Annotated in this window: 10 protein-coding genes and 1 tRNA gene; 9 read left to right on the top strand and 2 right to left on the bottom strand. The window is 66.5% G+C overall.

Going from position 1 to position 15,613, the window contains the following annotated elements:
* Positions 1-46 precede the first annotated feature (46 nt).
* On the top strand, positions 47-1,153 hold the full coding sequence (locus RKE40_RS09555; RefSeq protein ID WP_316018000.1) for an AI-2E family transporter: 1,107 nt from the start codon (positions 47-49) through the stop codon (positions 1,151-1,153).
* Complete coding sequence (locus tag RKE40_RS09550; RefSeq protein WP_390893301.1) at positions 1,128-1,838, top strand: P-loop NTPase family protein; 711 nt, start codon at positions 1,128-1,130, stop codon at positions 1,836-1,838. The genes RKE40_RS09555 and RKE40_RS09550 overlap by 26 nt, the downstream gene beginning before the upstream one ends.
* Before the next feature lie 2 nt (positions 1,839-1,840).
* On the opposite strand, the gene RKE40_RS09545 is transcribed toward RKE40_RS09550, so the two are convergent.
* Entirely contained in the window at positions 1,841-3,079 is a 1,239-nt protein-coding gene (locus tag RKE40_RS09545; RefSeq protein WP_316017999.1) for an acyl-CoA desaturase, read from the bottom strand.
* A gap of 323 nt (positions 3,080-3,402) precedes the next feature.
* Between RKE40_RS09545 and RKE40_RS09540 the strand changes: the two genes are divergently transcribed.
* Entirely contained in the window at positions 3,403-5,619 is a 2,217-nt protein-coding gene (locus RKE40_RS09540) for an RNA degradosome polyphosphate kinase (protein ID WP_316017998.1), read from the top strand.
* Positions 5,620-5,635: 16 nt separating this feature from the next.
* Entirely contained in the window at positions 5,636-7,117 is a 1,482-nt protein-coding gene (ppx, locus tag RKE40_RS09535) for an exopolyphosphatase (protein ID WP_316017997.1), read from the top strand.
* 22 nt (positions 7,118-7,139) lie between these two features.
* Here the strand turns inward: ppx and RKE40_RS09530 are convergent, their stop codons facing one another.
* The gene (locus RKE40_RS09530; protein ID WP_316017996.1) at positions 7,140-8,612 is read right to left on the bottom strand and encodes a multicopper oxidase family protein; all 1,473 of its coding nucleotides are present in this window, start codon (positions 8,610-8,612) and stop codon (positions 7,140-7,142) included.
* Between the two features lie 167 nt (positions 8,613-8,779).
* On the opposite strand from RKE40_RS09530, the gene RKE40_RS09525 reads away from it, so the two are divergent.
* The 5 genes from RKE40_RS09525 to lon all read left to right on the top strand — a co-directional run bounded on the left by RKE40_RS09525 (position 8,780) and on the right by lon (position 15,443).
* Positions 8,780-8,864 (top strand) — tRNA-Leu (locus RKE40_RS09525).
* Between the two features lie 85 nt (positions 8,865-8,949).
* The gene (gene tig / locus RKE40_RS09520; protein ID WP_316017995.1) at positions 8,950-10,371 is read left to right on the top strand and encodes a trigger factor; all 1,422 of its coding nucleotides are present in this window, start codon (positions 8,950-8,952) and stop codon (positions 10,369-10,371) included.
* Positions 10,372-10,519: 148 nt separating this feature from the next.
* Positions 10,520-11,140 (top strand): ATP-dependent Clp protease proteolytic subunit, encoded by a 621-nt coding sequence (locus tag RKE40_RS09515; RefSeq protein ID WP_316017994.1) that lies wholly within the window; start codon positions 10,520-10,522, stop codon positions 11,138-11,140.
* 270 nt (positions 11,141-11,410) lie between these two features.
* Positions 11,411-12,679, top strand: coding sequence for an ATP-dependent Clp protease ATP-binding subunit ClpX (clpX, locus tag RKE40_RS09510; protein WP_316017993.1), 1,269 nt, complete (start codon positions 11,411-11,413; stop codon positions 12,677-12,679).
* Positions 12,680-13,013: 334 nt separating this feature from the next.
* The gene (gene lon, locus RKE40_RS09505) at positions 13,014-15,443 is read left to right on the top strand and encodes an endopeptidase La (RefSeq protein ID WP_316017992.1); all 2,430 of its coding nucleotides are present in this window, start codon (positions 13,014-13,016) and stop codon (positions 15,441-15,443) included.
* Positions 15,444-15,613: the final 170 nt, after the last annotated feature.

Below are 15,613 nucleotides of genomic sequence, written 5' to 3'. Positions count from 1 at the left end.
TCCCGGGCCCTGCGGACAGTGCGTAACGGCGAGTTCAGGACAGCGGATGAGTCTTCAGCGTCAACTCGCCTTCTGGGCCCTCACCCTCGCGGTTTTCGTGCTTGCGCTGCTCCTGTTGCGCGACGTGCTCCTGCCGTTCATTGCCGCGCTGGCGCTGGCCTATCTGCTCGATCCGCTCGCCGACCGGCTGGAGCGGTTCGGCATGCGCCGCCTGACCGCGACCATCGTCATCCTGTGCGTCTTCCTGCTGCTCTTCGTGCTGGCGCTCGTGCTGCTGCTGCCGCTGCTGAGCCAGCAGCTTGCCGGCCTCGTGGCGCGCCTGCCTGAAGTCGCCGCCAAGCTCCAGGCGCTGGTCATGGAGCGCGGTGCGCCTTTGATCGAGCGCTTCGGCGGGGCCAAGCTCGCCGAGGATGCCCAGAGCCAGCTCGGCAATTTCGTCGGCGAGGCGACCAAATGGGTCGGCGGCCTTCTGCAATCGCTCTGGTCGGGCGGCACCGCGATCATTGGCGTCTTCTCGCTGCTGGTGCTGACGCCGGTCATCGCCTTCTATCTGCTCGCCGACTGGGACCGCATGGTCGAGACCGTCGATGGCTGGCTGCCGCGCGACCATCGCGACACGATCCGCGGCCTGCTGCACGAGATGGACACCGCGATCGCCGGCTTCCTGCGCGGGCAGGCGCTGGTCTGCCTGCTGCTCGGGCTGTTCTATGCGGTCGGGCTCTCGCTGCTCGGGGTGAACTTCGGCGCCCTGATCGGCATCATCTCCGGCTTCCTCTCCTTCATCCCCTATGTCGGCTCGCTGACCGGGCTCGTGCTGTCCGTCGGTGTCGCGACCGTGCAGTTCTGGCCGGACTGGACGATGCCGCTGGCGACGCTCGCCGTCTTCGCCGCGGGTCAGTTCTTCGAAGGCAATATCCTGCAGCCCAAGCTGGTCGGTGACTCCATCGGCGTCCACCCGGTCTGGCTGATGTTCGCGCTGCTCGCCTTCGGCTCGCTCTTCGGCTTCGTCGGCCTGCTGCTCGCGGTGCCGCTGGCGGCGATCATCGGCGTCTTGATGCGCTTCGCCCTGCGCCAATATCTCGCGAGCAATCTCTATCATGGCGCTGCCCCGAAGGCCGCAGCCAAGCATGTCGACCGTCATGCCGGGAACTGAGCCGCCGCGCCGGCCGCGCCAGCTCGCCTTCGACCTGCCGGTCGACAGCCGGCACGGCGTCGAGGATTTTCTCGTCGGCCCCTCCAACGAGCAGGCCTATGGGCTGGTCGAGAGTTGGCCCGCCTGGCCGGATGCCTGGCTGCGCCTGGTCGGGCCCGAGGGCTCGGGCAAGACGCATCTTGCCGCGATCTGGGCGGCCCGTGCCCATGCCTGGACCTTGCAGGCCGGCGAGATCGACGAGGCCAAGGTGCCGCATCTCGCCTCCGGCGGGGCGCTGGTCATCGAGGATTGCGATGCCGGCCGGCTCGACGAGCGGGCGCTGTTCCATCTGCTCAACGCGATCAAGGCGCGCGGCGGCTTTGCCCTGCTGACGGCGCGGACGTCGCCGGATCAATGGGGGCTGAGCGTGCCGGACCTGCTCTCGCGCCTGCGGCTCGCCCCCGCCGCCGAGATCGCGCCGCCTGACGATGCGCTGCTGCGGGCGCTGCTGGTCAAGCTCTTCGTCGACCGGCAATTGATCGTCGACACCAGCACCATCGAGGCACTGGCGCTCCGCATGGAACGCTCCTTCGCAGCGGCCCGCGACCTCGTCGACGCCATCGATCGGCTCTCGCTCGAGCGCGGCCGGCGCGTCACCCGCGCCATGGCGAACGAAGTCGCGGCCAGCCTGTTCGACGCCGACTAGGTTCAGGCCTTGGCGGCTGCTGGCGTCGCCACCAGCCGGGCATGGATCGCCTCGAGCAGCATGTCGTGCGCACGCGCGGCGATGGCGTCGAGCGACGGTGTCTTGACGAACATAGCCGCCGCCTTCTCCGTCAGCTCCTCGCGGGTCGGCAGCGTCGGCATATGCCATTGCGCCATCGCCTCATGGGCCTGGAGCTGGATGGCGTGCAGACGCTCGCCGGCGCGGCTCTGCATCGCGGCGAGCGCCTCGCGCAGCTCAGGCAGGGTCAGGGTTGGCAGGGCGGGCAGATGCATCTCCGGCAGGCCGGGCGCGTTGGCATAGGCATCGCGCAGACCCTGGACGATCCGCTCGACCGGCACGGAGGCGGCGAGGCGCTCCGCGGAGCGCTCGATGACGCGCGGGGGCAGGGCCTGCGAGCGGTCGATCACGGCCTGCGGCGGCGCCTTCAGGTCCCAGACCAGACGAAGCTTCGACAGGCCGAGGATCAGGTAATAGGTCGGGTCCCACTGCCACCAACGGAAGCCCTGGCGCACGCTGTACTGATAGGCATGGTGGTTGTTGTGCCAGCCTTCGCCCATGGTGATGATCGCCAGCCACCAGTTGTTCCGGCTCTCGTCGCCGGTGACGTAGTGCTTGTCGCCATGCACATGGGCGAGCGAGTTGATGCAGAACGTGCCGTGGTAGACCAGCACGGTCGAGATGAAGAAGCCGACGAACAGGCCCGACCAGCCATCGATGGCGAAGCAGGCGAGGGCGAGCAGGATCGCCGGCGCGAGTTCGAAGCGGTGCAGCAGCTGAAGCTCGGGGAAGCGGGTGAGATCGGTGACGGTCGAGCCGTCGAACTCGTGGTGCTGGCGGCTGAAGATCCAGCCGACATGCGAATAGAAGAACGAGCTCTGCACCGGCGAGTGCACATCGTGCTCGGTGTCGGCGAAGCGATGATGATGCCGGTGCTTCGAGGCCCACCAGATCACGCTCTTCTGGGCCGTCGATTGGGCGAGGAAGGCGAGGACGAACTGGCCGATGCGGCTGATCTTATAGGAGCGATGCGAAAAGTAGCGGTGATAGCCGGCCGTGACGGCGAACATGCGCAGCCAGTAAAGCCCGAAGCAGAGCCAGAGCGAGGTCGCGCTCACGCCGCTCCAGAGCGCGCCGAAGCAGGCGAGATGCGCCAGGATGAAGGGCACTGCCGAGGGGTAGACGATGTCGTCATGGTCGTGGGCTGAAGAGAGTTCTGACAAGATCGTTCTCTGGAAATGTCTGGCGCGGCATGCGGGATTCGCATGCGACCAAACAGGAGAGCGAGTTTGAGCGCAAGGTTCCCGAGCCCTTATGGCGACAATTGCGGCAGCGGGCCGCACGGCATGCGCCGCCGTCATGGGAAAAGGGCCGGAACGCACCCGCCGCGAGCATTGCTCATGGCGTTGGACCTCGAATGTCATCGAAGCGTTACGCTAGGATGCCTTGAGGGTGAGTGGGCCGATGGTCGGCCGACGGCAAACCGACACAGACGACAGCTACAGGATCGGCAGTGACACGAGCGGCAGCGGCGAAGGCGAGGCGAATGAACCAGGATCTGGCCGAAGCGGCGGCTTCGAGGGCAGCGACGCCGGCACCGGACGCCACGGTGCTCACTATCGACCATGAGCTGCGCCAATCGCCGCAGCGCTTCATGAATCGCGAACTGTCCTGGCTGCAGTTCAACCGCCGGGTGATGGAGGAAGCCTCCAACCGCAACCATCCGCTGCTGGAGCAGCTGCGCTTCCTCTCGATCTCGGCCAACAATCTCGACGAGTTCTTCATGGTCCGGGTCTCCGGGCTGCGCGAGCAGCTCAAGGCCGGCGTGGTGACGCCGAGCCAGGACGGGCTGAGCCCGGCCGAGCAGCTCGTCGCATTGGGGGCGGCGGTGTCCGACCTGACCCGCGACCAGCAGACGCGCTGGGTCGAGCTCAGGCAGGACCTGCAGGACAACCGGATCATCTTGCTGAAGGCTGCCGATATCGGCCCGCAGGAGCGTGTCTGGCTCGAGGATCGCTTCCTGCACTATGTCTTCCCGGTGCTGACGCCGCTCGCGATCGACCCGGCCCATCCTTTCCCGTTCATCCCGAATCTCGGCTTCAGCCTGGCGCTGGCCCTGGAGCGCATCAGCGACGGGCGCGCGCTCGACGCGCTGATCCGCGTCCCCGGCAAGATCGACCGCTTCATCGAGGTGCCTGATCTCGCCCGCGATGGCGTGCAGCGCTTCATCATGCTCGAGGACCTGGTCTCGCTGTTCATCGGCAAGCTCTTCCCCGGCTACGAGATCAAGGGCACCGGTTCCTTCCGAATCATCCGCGACTCCGATCTCGACATCGAGGAGGAGGCCGAGGATCTGGTGCGCGTCTTCGAGAGCATGCTGAAGCAGCGCCGCCGCGGCGTCGTCATCCGCCTCGAGCTGCATGCCGACACGCCGGACCACCTGCGCCAGCTGATCGTGCGCGAGCTCCGGGTCGATCCTGACGAGATCGTGATCGTCGACGGGATGATCGGCCTGAACGAGCTCTCGCAGCTCGTCGGGGTCGACCGGCCTGACCTGAAGTTCAAGCCCTACAATGCCCGCTTCCCCGAGCGGATCCGCGAGCATGGCGGCGACTGCTTCGCCGCGATCCGCCAGAAGGACCTGATCGTCCACCACCCCTATGAGAGCTTCGACGTCGTCGTGCAGTTCCTGCAGCAGGCGGCGCGCGATCCCAATGTCGTGGCGATCAAGCAGACGCTCTACCGGACGTCCTCGAACTCGCCGATCGTCCAGGCGCTGGCCGAGGCGGCCGAGGCCGGCAAGTCCGTCACGGCGCTGGTCGAACTCAAGGCCCGCTTCGACGAGGAAGCCAATATCCGCTGGGCCAAGGACCTCGAGCGCGCCGGCGTGCAGGTCGTCTACGGCTTCATCGAGCTCAAGACCCACGCCAAGCTTTCGATGGTGGTGCGCCGCGAGGCGGGGCAGCTCGTGACCTACTGCCACATCGCGACCGGCAACTATCACCCGATCACGGCGCGCATCTACACCGACGTCTCCTTCTTCACGGCCGATCCGGTGATGGCGCAGGACGTGGCGCGGATCTTCAACTTCATCACCGGCTATGCCGAGCCGGCCGAACTCGAGCGCATGGCGGTCTCGCCGGTCAACCTGAAGAAGCGCCTGCTCGACGACATCGCCGAGGAGATCGAGCATGTGAAGGCAGGCCGCAAGGGCGCGATCTGGGGCAAATGCAACTCGCTGGTCGATCCCGAGATCATCGACGCGCTCTATGACGCCAGCCAGGCCGGCGTTCAGATCGATTTCGTGGTTCGCGGCATCTGCTGCCTGCGACCCGGTGTCCCAGGCCTTTCCGACAATATCCGGGTCAAGTCGATCGTCGGGCGCTTCCTCGAGCATACCCGTGTCTATGCCTTCGGCGCCGGGCACGGCATGCCGTCGCCCAAGGCGAAGCTCTACATTTCCTCGGCCGATCTGATGCCGCGCAACCTGGACCGCCGTGTGGAGGCGCTGACGCCGATCCTCAACCCCACCGTGCACCAGCAGCTTCTCGAGCAGATCATGCTGGCCAATTTTCTCGACAACGAACAGAGCTGGACCATCTTGCCCGATGGCGGCTCGCGACGCATTGTCCCGCCGTCGGCCGAAGAGTCGTTCAACGCCCACAAGTACTTTATGACGAATCCGAGCCTGTCCGGTCGTGGAAAATCACTCTCCAGTTCAAGTCCTCGCAGCCTTTCCCGCCGTTCCGGCAAGAAGGCCTGAGCAGGCGCAAGGGCGTTTGAGCCTGGGTGATACCGTCGCCATCATCGATATCGGTTCGAACTCGGTCCGCCTCGTCGTCTATGAGAACCTGTCCCGGGCTCCGGGGCAGGTCTTCAACGAGAAGGAGATGGCGGGGCTCGGCCGTCAGGTCGCCTCGACCGGCATGCTCGCCGCCGATGCGGTCGAGAAGGCGCTGGCGGCGCTCGTCCGTTTCCGCATCCTCTGCGAGGCGATGCATGTCGCGCAATTGCGCGTCATCGCCACGGCAGCGGCGCGCTATGCCTCGAACGGCCCCGATTTCATCGCCCGCGCCGAGGCGGCGGTCGGCCAGCCGATCGAGCTGATCTCGGGCGACCGCGAGGCCTATCTCTCGGCGCTCGGCGTCATCTCCGGTTTCGACCGGCCCAATGGCGTGGTCGGCGATCTCGGCGGCGGATCGCTCGAACTCGCGGCGGTCGACGGCAGCAGGGTCGGGGAGGGCGTCAGCCTGGCGCTCGGCGGCCTCGCGCTGATGGACCGCGCGAAGAACTCGATCAAGGCTGCCGAGAAGATCGTCCGGGACGATCTCGACAACCACCCGCAGCTCGCCGCGATGCGTGGCCGTGATTTCTTCGCCGTCGGCGGCACCTGGCGCGCGCTCGCGACGCTGCATCAGCGCCAGTCCGGCTATCCGCTCAACGTCATGCACGGCTACACGGTATCGGCCCGCGAGGCGAGCGAGTTCGTCCGTCTTGTCGAGCGCGCCGACGCCGCCATGCTTGAATCGATCGAGGCGATCTCCTCGGCCCGCCGGCCGCTGCTCGCCTATGGCGCGCTCGTGCTCGACCAGCTGATCAAGCGCGGCCGCCCGCGCCAGGTCGTGATCTCGGCGCACGGTGTCCGCGAAGGGCTGATGCATGAGCAGCTCGCTCCGGCGGAGCGGGATGCCGACGCCTTGCTCCGCGGTGCCCAGGACTACAACCAGCTGCGCGCCCGCGATCCGCGCCATGCCGCGGATCTGATCCCCTGGGCCGAGCGGCTGCTCGACAGTGCCTATCCGAACGATGAACCGGCCTTGAAGCGCCTGCAGATCGCTGCGTGCCTGCTCTCCGATATCGGCTGGCGGGCCCATCCCGACTATCGCGGCGAGCAGACCCTCAACGTTATCGCCCACGCGCCGTTCAGCGGCGTCGACCATGCCGGCCGCGCCTTCCTGTCACTGACCGCCTTCTACCGCTATGCCGGGCTGAAGGGCGCGGCTCCGGCTGCGGAAGGCCTTCGCCGCCTGCTGACACCGCGCGTGCTGGAGCGAGCGCATGTGGTCGCGGCGATCTTCCGCGTCGCCTATCTGATGTCGGCCGGCATGCCCGGAATCCTGTCGCAGACGACGCTGGTCTGCGATGACCGCCGCCTGATCCTGAGCCTGCCGCCGGAATTCCGCTCGCTGGCCAGCCAGCGCGTCACCGGGCGGCTGAAGCAGCTTGCCCGCCTGCTCGGCCGCGAGGTCGAGATTCGCTGAGGCGCGAGCGCTCGGCGCGCGCTCAGAGCACTTCGAACCAAGTCCAGAGGCCGAGGTCGAAGCGCTCCAGCACCGTCGATGAAATCAGCCAGCGGCCGGGATTGTCGGCGATGAAGGCGATGTGCAGGCGCTTGCCCTCGGGAATCTGCACCGTGTCGAGGAAATAGGGCTCCCAGCCATCGTCGAGCGGGTGCAGCAGCCGGAAGCTGTGGCCGTGGACATGGAAAGGCTGCAGGAAGTCGGTCTTGTTGGTGATGCCGATCACCACCGGCGAGCCCCGCCGGACGCTGAGCAGCGGCTTGCCCTGCGCATCGCCCGTTCCGCCGTTGAGGCGCCATGGCCGCGCCTGGTCGACGCCGTCGAGATTGAGCTTGTTGTCCGCGCCGACCTTGGCGCCGCCTTCGACGAGGATTTCGGCCCGGCTGGCGTTCTGCAGCCTGACCTCGGCCGGCAGCGTCGGATTTGGCGCCAGGGCCGAGATCGGGCCGGCGGCGACGCGTTTTGTCCCGGGCTTGGCGGCCTCGCTGACGAAGCGCACCAAGGGCATGCCGGGGCCGATCAGCGCCGTGACGCTGGCGCTCGCGCCGATCTCCTCCGGCATGTCGAAGATCACGTCGTAGCGCGTGCCGGGCGCGAAGGGCAGTTGGGCCCGCACCGGCTCGAAGGTTTCGGTCGGCTGGCCGTCGACCGCGACGACGAAGGCTTTCAGCCCGTCGAAGCGCAGGCGCATGATCCGGGCATTGCAGGCATTGGCGAGGCGCAGGCGCACGCGTGCACCCGGCGGCAGCGCGACCCGCTCCGGCGGCGGCTTGCTGTTGACGGTGAGCCAGCTGCCGAGCCGGCCGGCGGCGGCACCCTCCTGGCCGGTCGCGGGGAAGGGCAGGAGCTTGTGATCGTCGCCGAGCAGCCAGTCGCCGACCAGCACCGGCAGGTCAAGGTCGACCGCCGGCGGCTCCTTTTCCTCGACGACGAGAAGGCCGCAGAGCCCGCGTCCGGCCGGCTCGGACGAGCCGCCGAGCAGGAGTGGCCGATAGAGGTAGCTGCCGGAATCGCGCGGTGTCAGCCGGTATTCGAAACTGTCGCCCGGAGCGGTCGCCTCCTGGCTGAAGCCGCCGACGCCGTCCATGGTCTGGTCGTGACGCAGTCCGTGCCAGTGCAGGGAGAGCGGCTTGTCGGTGCGGTTCTGCAGGTTGAGCCGCAGCGTTTCGCCGAGCTTCATGCGCAAGGTAGGTCCGGGACTGCTGCCGTCGAAGGCCCAGACCTCGCTTTCCGTCGCCGGTGCCGGCCGCAGCCGTGCCTTGGCGGGCGCGGCGATCAGCTCGCGCGCCGCTGGGGTGGGTGCGGGCTCGCTAGCCTGGCTGGCCACCGCCGGCGCCGGCGCCTGCGCTCGTAGCGGCGCGGCGCTGCCCAGAACGGCTATTCCCGCGATGCCGGCGAGCGCCTGGCGGCGATTCGGTCCGGCCTGCGGGCCGGTCGCGGGAAGATCGGTTTTCATGACCAAGCGACATAGCGCGGCCCGTCGCCGCTGGCGAGAGTGGGTGCCTGACAGGCTCCTTCGCAGAAACGTCGCATTTTTTTGCTGCATCCTCCGTCGCAAATGCGTATAGCACCGCGGCCCAACGATGGCGGCGCTGCGTTTGCTCGCACGCGGTGTATCGGTTGGCGGGCGTGGCGGAACTGGTAGACGCAGCGGATTTAGGTTCCGCCGACGCAAGTCGTGGGGGTTCGAGTCCCTTCGCCCGCACCAGGATGCGAATTTCGCGAGCGCGGCGGCGGTCATCCGGCGTCGCGCTTTGGACATTGAAGTAACGAGCTGTTGGCGGATCAGAACGATGAACGTGACCGAAACCCTGTCCCAGGGCCTCAAGCGCGAATTTCAGGTGGTGCTGAACGCCGCCGACCTGAAGACGAGGCTCGATGACGAACTGCAGAACCTGCAGGGCAAGGCCAAGATCAACGGCTTCCGCCCCGGCAAGGTCCCGGTCGGCCATCTGCGCCGTCTCTATGGCCGCTCGGTCATGGCCGACGTCGTCCAGAACGCCGTCAACGAGGCCAACCAGAAGATCGTTGCCGACAACGGCCTGAAGCTCGCCTTCGAGCCGCAGATCAAGTTCCCCGAGAACAAGGACGAGATCGAGGCCGCGATGGAGGCCAAGGGCGACCTCGCCTTCACCGTCGCCCTCGAAGTGCTGCCGAAGATCGAGCTCGCCGACCTGTCGGACGTCTCGCTGGTCAAGCCGGTCACCGAGACCCCCGAGGCCGATGTCGACGCCGCGCTCGAGCGCATGGCCGGCCAGAACCGTCCCTTCGCCAGCAAGGGCGACGACGCCGTCGCGGAGAAGGGCGATCGCCTGCTGATCTCCTTCACCGGCACGCTCGAAGGCCAGCCCTTCGACGGCGGCACCGGCACGGGCATCCCGCTCGACCTCGGCTCTGGCCAGTTCATCCCGGGCTTCGAGGACCAGCTCCAGGGCGCCAAGAAGGGCGAGCAGCGTACCGTCTCGGTGACCTTCCCCGAGAACTACACCGCGACCCACCTCGCCGGTAAGCCGGCCGAGTTCGCCGTCACCGTCGACGACGTGCAGGCCCCGGGCGAGCTCAAGATCGACGACGAGCTCGCCAAGGGCTTCGGCATGGAGTCGCTCGATGCGCTGAAGGCCGCGATCCGCGAGCAGCTCGGCCGCGAGCTCGGCGCCCAGTCGCGCCGCAAGCTGAAGAAGAGCCTGCTCGACGCGCTCGACACCAAGTACGCCTTCGAGCTGCCCCCGACCCTGGTCGACCAGGAATTCGGCAGCGTCTGGAGCCAGGTCGAGGCCGACATGAAGGAGGCGAAGAAGAGCTTCGCCGACGAGAATACCACCGAGGAAGAGGCGCGGGCGGAGTACCGCAAGATCGCCGAGCGCCGCGTGCGCCTGGGCCTCGTGCTGGCCGAGATCGGCGAGCAGGCCAAGATCCAGATCGCCGACGACGAGGTGACGCAGGCCCTGATCGAGCGTGCCCGCCAGTTCCCGGGCCAGGAAAAGGAAGTCTGGGAGTTCTATCGCAAGAACCCGCAGGCGCTCGCCGAGATCCGCGCCCCGATCTTCGAGGAGAAGGTCGTCGATCACCTCCTCGGCCAGGTGAAGGTCGAGGACAAGAGCGTCTCCCGCGAAGAGCTCTACGCCGATGACGAGGCCGAAGGCGAGGAGAAGGCCAAGCCGGCCAAGGCCAAGAAGGCCAAGAAGGCGGCCGCCAGCGACGAGGCCTCGGCCTGAGCCCGTTTCGGCGCCAAGGTTGATGATTTCGCGCCGCCCGGCTTCGGCCGGGCGGCGCTTCCCTTTTCAGGCGGGGCCGGCATGCTTATGTGGGGCCTTCGCCGATATCGGCTGATTCCCGCCCCCTGCACCTCAAGGACTGGCTGCGATGCGCGATCCAATCGAGACCTACAACAATCTCGTCCCGATGGTGGTCGAGCAGTCGAGCCGCGGTGAACGCGCCTTCGACATCTATTCGCGCCTCCTGCGCGAGCGGATCATCTTCCTGACCGGCCCGGTCGAGGACTACTCGGCGTCGCTGATCGTGGCGCAGCTGCTTTTCCTCGAGGCCGAGAACCCGAAGAAGGAAATCTCCTTCTACATCAACTCGCCCGGCGGCGTGGTCACCTCCGGCCTGTCGATCTACGACACCATGCAGTTCATCCGTTGCCCGGTGACCACGCTCTGCGTCGGTCAGGCTGCCTCGATGGGCTCGCTGCTGCTCACCGCCGGCGCCAAGGACATGCGCTTCGCCCTGCCGAACGCGCGCATCATGGTCCACCAGCCCTCCGGCGGCTTCCAGGGCCAGGTCACGGACATCCTGATCCATGCCCGCGAGGTCGAGAGCCTGAAGCGGCGCCTGAACGAGATCTACGTCAAGCACACCGGCCGTTCCTACGAGGACATCGAGGCGGCGCTGGAGCGCGACAACTTCATGACCTCCGAGCAGGCTCGCGATTTCGGCCTGATCGACAAGGTCATCGACAAGCGTCCGGAAGAGGCCGCCTGAGCGACCGGGATCCTCCTGCCAGGCCAAGGCTTGGCGTGCCGGGCAGGAGGGCCCATATTGCCTATCACTAGGCCTCATGTTTGCATGAGGGAATCGGAAGGGCGCGTTAGGCGCTCGATGGGTCCGATTTTGGGTCAGTTTCGTCGGCGCCTGAGCCACAGCGATGCGTTAACCCAATAATCGTGATCTGAGCGCCTACTATGACGGAGAGACGACATCGGCCCGCCGTTATTCGGTGGCTGGCTTCGTCTTCCGAGATGGAGATCGACAATGAGTAAGGTCAGCAGCGGCGATTCGAAGAGCACGCTCTACTGCTCGTTCTGCGGCAAGAGCCAGCACGAGGTCCGCAAGCTGATCGCGGGCCCGACGGTGTTCATCTGCGACGAGTGCGTCGAGCTGTGCATGGACATCATCCGCGAGGAGTCCAAGTCCGCGCTCGTGAAGTCTAAGGACGGCGTGCCGACGCCGAAGGAGATCCGCAAGGTCCTCGACGACTATGTCATCGGGCAGGACCACGCCAAGAAGGTGCTCTCCGTCGCCGTCCACAACCACTACAAGCGGCTGTCGCACGCGACGAAGCACAACGACGTCGAGCTGGCGAAGTCCAACATCCTGCTGATCGGGCCGACCGGATCGGGCAAGACGCTGCTCGCGCAGACGCTCGCCCGCATCCTCGACGTGCCGTTCACCATGGCTGATGCGACGACGCTCACCGAGGCCGGCTATGTCGGCGAGGATGTCGAGAACATCATCCTGAAGCTGCTCCAGGCCTCCGACTACAATGTCGAGCGGGCGCAGCGCGGCATCGTCTACATCGACGAGATCGACAAGATCAGCCGCAAGTCAGACAATCCCTCGATCACCCGCGATGTTTCGGGCGAGGGCGTCCAGCAGGCGCTGCTGAAGATCATGGAAGGCACCGTCGCCTCCGTGCCGCCGCAGGGCGGGCGCAAGCATCCGCAGCAGGAGTTCCTGCAGGTCGACACCACCAACATCCTGTTCATCTGCGGCGGCGCCTTCGCCGGGCTGGACAAGATCATCTCCGGCCGCGGCAAGGGCACCTCGATCGGCTTCGGCGCGACCGTGAAGGCCCCCGACGACCGCCGGACCGGCGCGATCTTCCGCGAGGTCGAGCCCGAGGATCTGCTGAAGTTCGGCCTGATCCCCGAGTTCGTCGGCCGTCTGCCGGTGCTGGCGACGCTCGAGGATCTCGATGAGGCCGCGCTCAAGACCATCCTGACCGAGCCGAAGAACGCGCTGGTCAAGCAGTACCAGCGCCTGTTCGAGATGGAGGACACCGAGCTGACCTTCACCGACGAGGCGGTGAGCCTGATTGCCCGCAAGGCAATCGAGCGCAAGACCGGCGCGCGTGGCCTGCGCTCGATCATGGAAGGCATCCTGCTCGAGACCATGTACGAGCTGCCGGGGCTGGAAGGCGTCGAGCAGGTCGTCATTGGGCCGGAAGCGGTCGAGACCAAGTCGCGCCCGCTGTTCATCTACTCGGACAGGGAAGAAGAGGCCAAGTCGGCTTCAGCCTGAGTTGGCACTAAGCTGTCCCACTTTCAGACGCGCGCCTCATGGCGCGCGTTTTGCTTTGTCGAGCTGGTGGCCGCGACTGCACGAAACTGCTTCGGCCATCTGCCCGGGTCGCGGCTTCGTGTCCTGGCATGCAGTGGAAGCTGCGGTGGACTGCGCCGGCGGGTCGCTTGAAAGCTGGCCGGGAAGCATCCACTTTAACATCACCTGCGAGACAGCGTGCCTTTGAGGGCGTGAGTCGCAGGGGCGGTTGGCGCGAATGGTCGCGCCGGCGCGGAACGTCCGGTTCGGTCGCCCATCCAGGGGATCGGTCGGGCGAAAACTTGAAGGACAAGACATGACAGGCTCGACGCCCCGCGCTCCGCTCGTCCCCGGCACGACCGGCACTTATCCGGTCCTTCCGCTGCGCGACATCGTCGTTTTCCCGCACATGATCGTGCCGCTCTTCGTCGGCCGCGAGAAGTCCATTCGCGCGCTCGAGGAGGTGGTCAAGAACGACGGTCTGATCCTGCTCGCCACCCAGAAGAACGCTGGCGACGACGATCCGGAGACCAAGGATATCTATGAGATCGGCACGCTCGCCCGCGTGCTGCAGCTGCTGAAGCTTCCCGATTCCACCGTCAAGGTGCTGGTCGAGGGCGTCGGCCGCGCCAAGGCGCTGAGCTACAGCGCCGATGACAGCTTCTACCAGGCCGAGGCCGTCGCGCTCGAAGAGGAGCCCGGCAAGAAGGTCGAGGTCGAGGCGCTCGGCCGCTCGGTCGTCAGCGAGTTCGAGAGCTATGTGAAGCTAAACAAGAAGATCTCGCCCGAGATCGTCGCTGCGGTCTCGCAGATCGACGAGCCGGCCAAGCTCGCCGACACCGTCGCCTCGCATCTCGCCGTGAAGATCGCCGACCGCCAGGCCGTGCTGGAGGTGATGAACGTCGCCCACCGGCTCGAGAAGGTGCTCTCGCTGATGGAAAGCGAGATGTCGGTGCTCCAGGTCGAGAAGCGCATCCGCTCGCGCGTCAAGCGCCAGATGGAGAAGACCCAGCGCGAGTACTATCTCAACGAGCAGATGAAGGCGATCCAGAAGGAGCTCGGCGACGGCGAGGAGGGCCGTGATGAGCTCGCCGAGCTGGAAGAGCGCATCGCCAAGACCAAGCTGACCAAGGAAGCGCGCGACAAGGCGCTGGCCGAGGTCAAGAAGCTCAGGCAGATGTCGCCGATGTCTGCCGAGGCGACGGTCGTGCGCAACTATCTCGACTGGCTGCTGGGCATCCCCTGGCAGAAGCGCTCGAAGATCAAGAAGGACCTCGCCGCAGCCCAGCAGGTGCTCGACGACGATCATTTCGGCCTCGACAAGGTCAAGGACCGGATCGTCGAATACCTCGCCGTCCAGCAGCGTGCCAACAAGCTCGCCGGCCCGATCCTGTGCCTCGTCGGCCCTCCGGGTGTCGGCAAGACCTCGCTCGGCAAGTCGATCGCCAAGGCGACCGGCCGCGAGTTCGTGCGCATGTCGCTCGGCGGCGTGCGTGACGAGGCCGAGATCCGCGGTCACCGCCGCACCTATATCGGCTCGATGCCCGGCAAGATCATCCAGTCGATGAAGAAGGCCAAGACCTCGAATCCGCTCATCCTGCTCGACGAGATCGACAAGATGGGCCAGGACTTCCGCGGCGACCCGTCGGCGGCCCTGCTCGAGGTGCTCGATCCCGAGCAGAACGCGACCTTCAACGACCATTACCTCGAGGTCGACTACGACCTGTCGAACGTGATGTTCGTGACCACGGCGAACACGCTGAACATCCCGCCGGCCCTTCTGGACCGGATGGAGGTGATCCGCATCGCCGGCTACACCGAGGACGAGAAGGCCGAGATCGCGCGTCGCCACCTGATCCCGGGTGCGATCAAGAAGCACGGCCTCGAATCCAAGGAATGGTCGATCGACGACGAGGCCCTGACGACGCTGGTCCGCCGCTACACCCGCGAGGCCGGCGTGCGTAACCTCGAGCGCGAGATCGCCAACACCGTCCGCAAGGCGGTGAAGGAGATCGTGCTGTCGAAGAAGAAGAAGGTCGCGGTCACTCCCGCGGTGCTGGAGGACTATCTCGGCCCGCCGCGCTATCGCTATGGCATGGCGGAAACCGAGGATCAGGTCGGTGTCGTCACCGGTCTGGCCTGGACCGAGGTCGGCGGCGAGATGCTGACGATCGAAGGCGTGATGATGCCCGGCAAGGGCAAGATGACCGTCACCGGCAATCTGCGCGACGTGATGAAGGAATCGATCTCGGCGGCGGCGTCCTATGTCCGCTCCCGCGCCATCGATTTCGGCATCGAGCCGCCGCTGTTCGACCGGCGCGACATCCACGTCCACCTGCCGGAGGGGGCGACCCCGAAGGACGGTCCGTCAGCCGGTATCGGCATGGCCACGGCGATCGTCTCGATCATGACCGGCATCCCGGTCCGTCGCGACGTCGCCATGACCGGCGAGGTCACGCTGCGGGGCAGGGTGCTGCCGATCGGTGGCCTGAAGGAGAAGCTGCTCGCCGCCTTGCGCGGCGGCATCAAGAAGGTGCTGATCCCCGAGGACAACGCCAAGGACCTCGTCGATCTCCCGCAGTCGGTGAAGAGCGGGCTCGAGATCGTCCCGGTCTCGCGCATGGACCAGGTGCTCCAGCACGCGCTGGTGCGTCAGCCGACGCCGATCGTCTGGGAGGAAGACCTGAAGGCGGCGACGCCGAAGGCATCCGAGGACGACGCCGCGGCGGGCCTTGTCGCCCACTGACGCGGGAAGCATCGCAAGCAGGGAGCCGCCGGCGCCAGCCGGCGGCTTCTCTATTGGGCCATGGGTGTCAAGTCGGCTGACGACGAATGTCTCAGATGGGCCGGAAGGGGAAGTTGGCTCTCTGATCAGTCGCGTGTTCCCCGTGGAAGAGGCCGGCCCGTGACGACTGT

The organism is Allobosea rubneri, assembly GCF_032464875.1.
Lineage (GTDB): Bacteria > Pseudomonadota > Alphaproteobacteria > Rhizobiales > Beijerinckiaceae > Allobosea > Allobosea rubneri.
This window is presented reverse-complemented; position numbering and strand designations above follow the sequence as displayed.

Bases quoted from the DNA above. Each gene is read 5' to 3' on its own strand.
- RKE40_RS09555 (WP_316018000.1), top strand. From the start codon at position 47: ATGAGTCTTCAGCGTCAACTCGCCTTCTGGGCCCTCACCCTCGCGGTT.
- RKE40_RS09550 (WP_390893301.1), top strand. From the start codon at position 1,128: ATGTCGACCGTCATGCCGGGAACTGAGCCGCCGCGCCGGCCGCGCCAG.
- RKE40_RS09540 (WP_316017998.1), top strand. From the start codon at position 3,403: ATGAACCAGGATCTGGCCGAAGCGGCGGCTTCGAGGGCAGCGACGCCG.
- RKE40_RS09530 (WP_316017996.1), bottom strand. From the start codon at position 8,612: ATGAAAACCGATCTTCCCGCGACCGGCCCGCAGGCCGGACCGAATCGC.
- tig (WP_316017995.1), top strand. From the start codon at position 8,950: ATGAACGTGACCGAAACCCTGTCCCAGGGCCTCAAGCGCGAATTTCAG.
- RKE40_RS09515 (WP_316017994.1), top strand. From the start codon at position 10,520: ATGCGCGATCCAATCGAGACCTACAACAATCTCGTCCCGATGGTGGTC.
- clpX (WP_316017993.1), top strand. From the start codon at position 11,411: ATGAGTAAGGTCAGCAGCGGCGATTCGAAGAGCACGCTCTACTGCTCG.
- lon (WP_316017992.1), top strand. From the start codon at position 13,014: ATGACAGGCTCGACGCCCCGCGCTCCGCTCGTCCCCGGCACGACCGGC.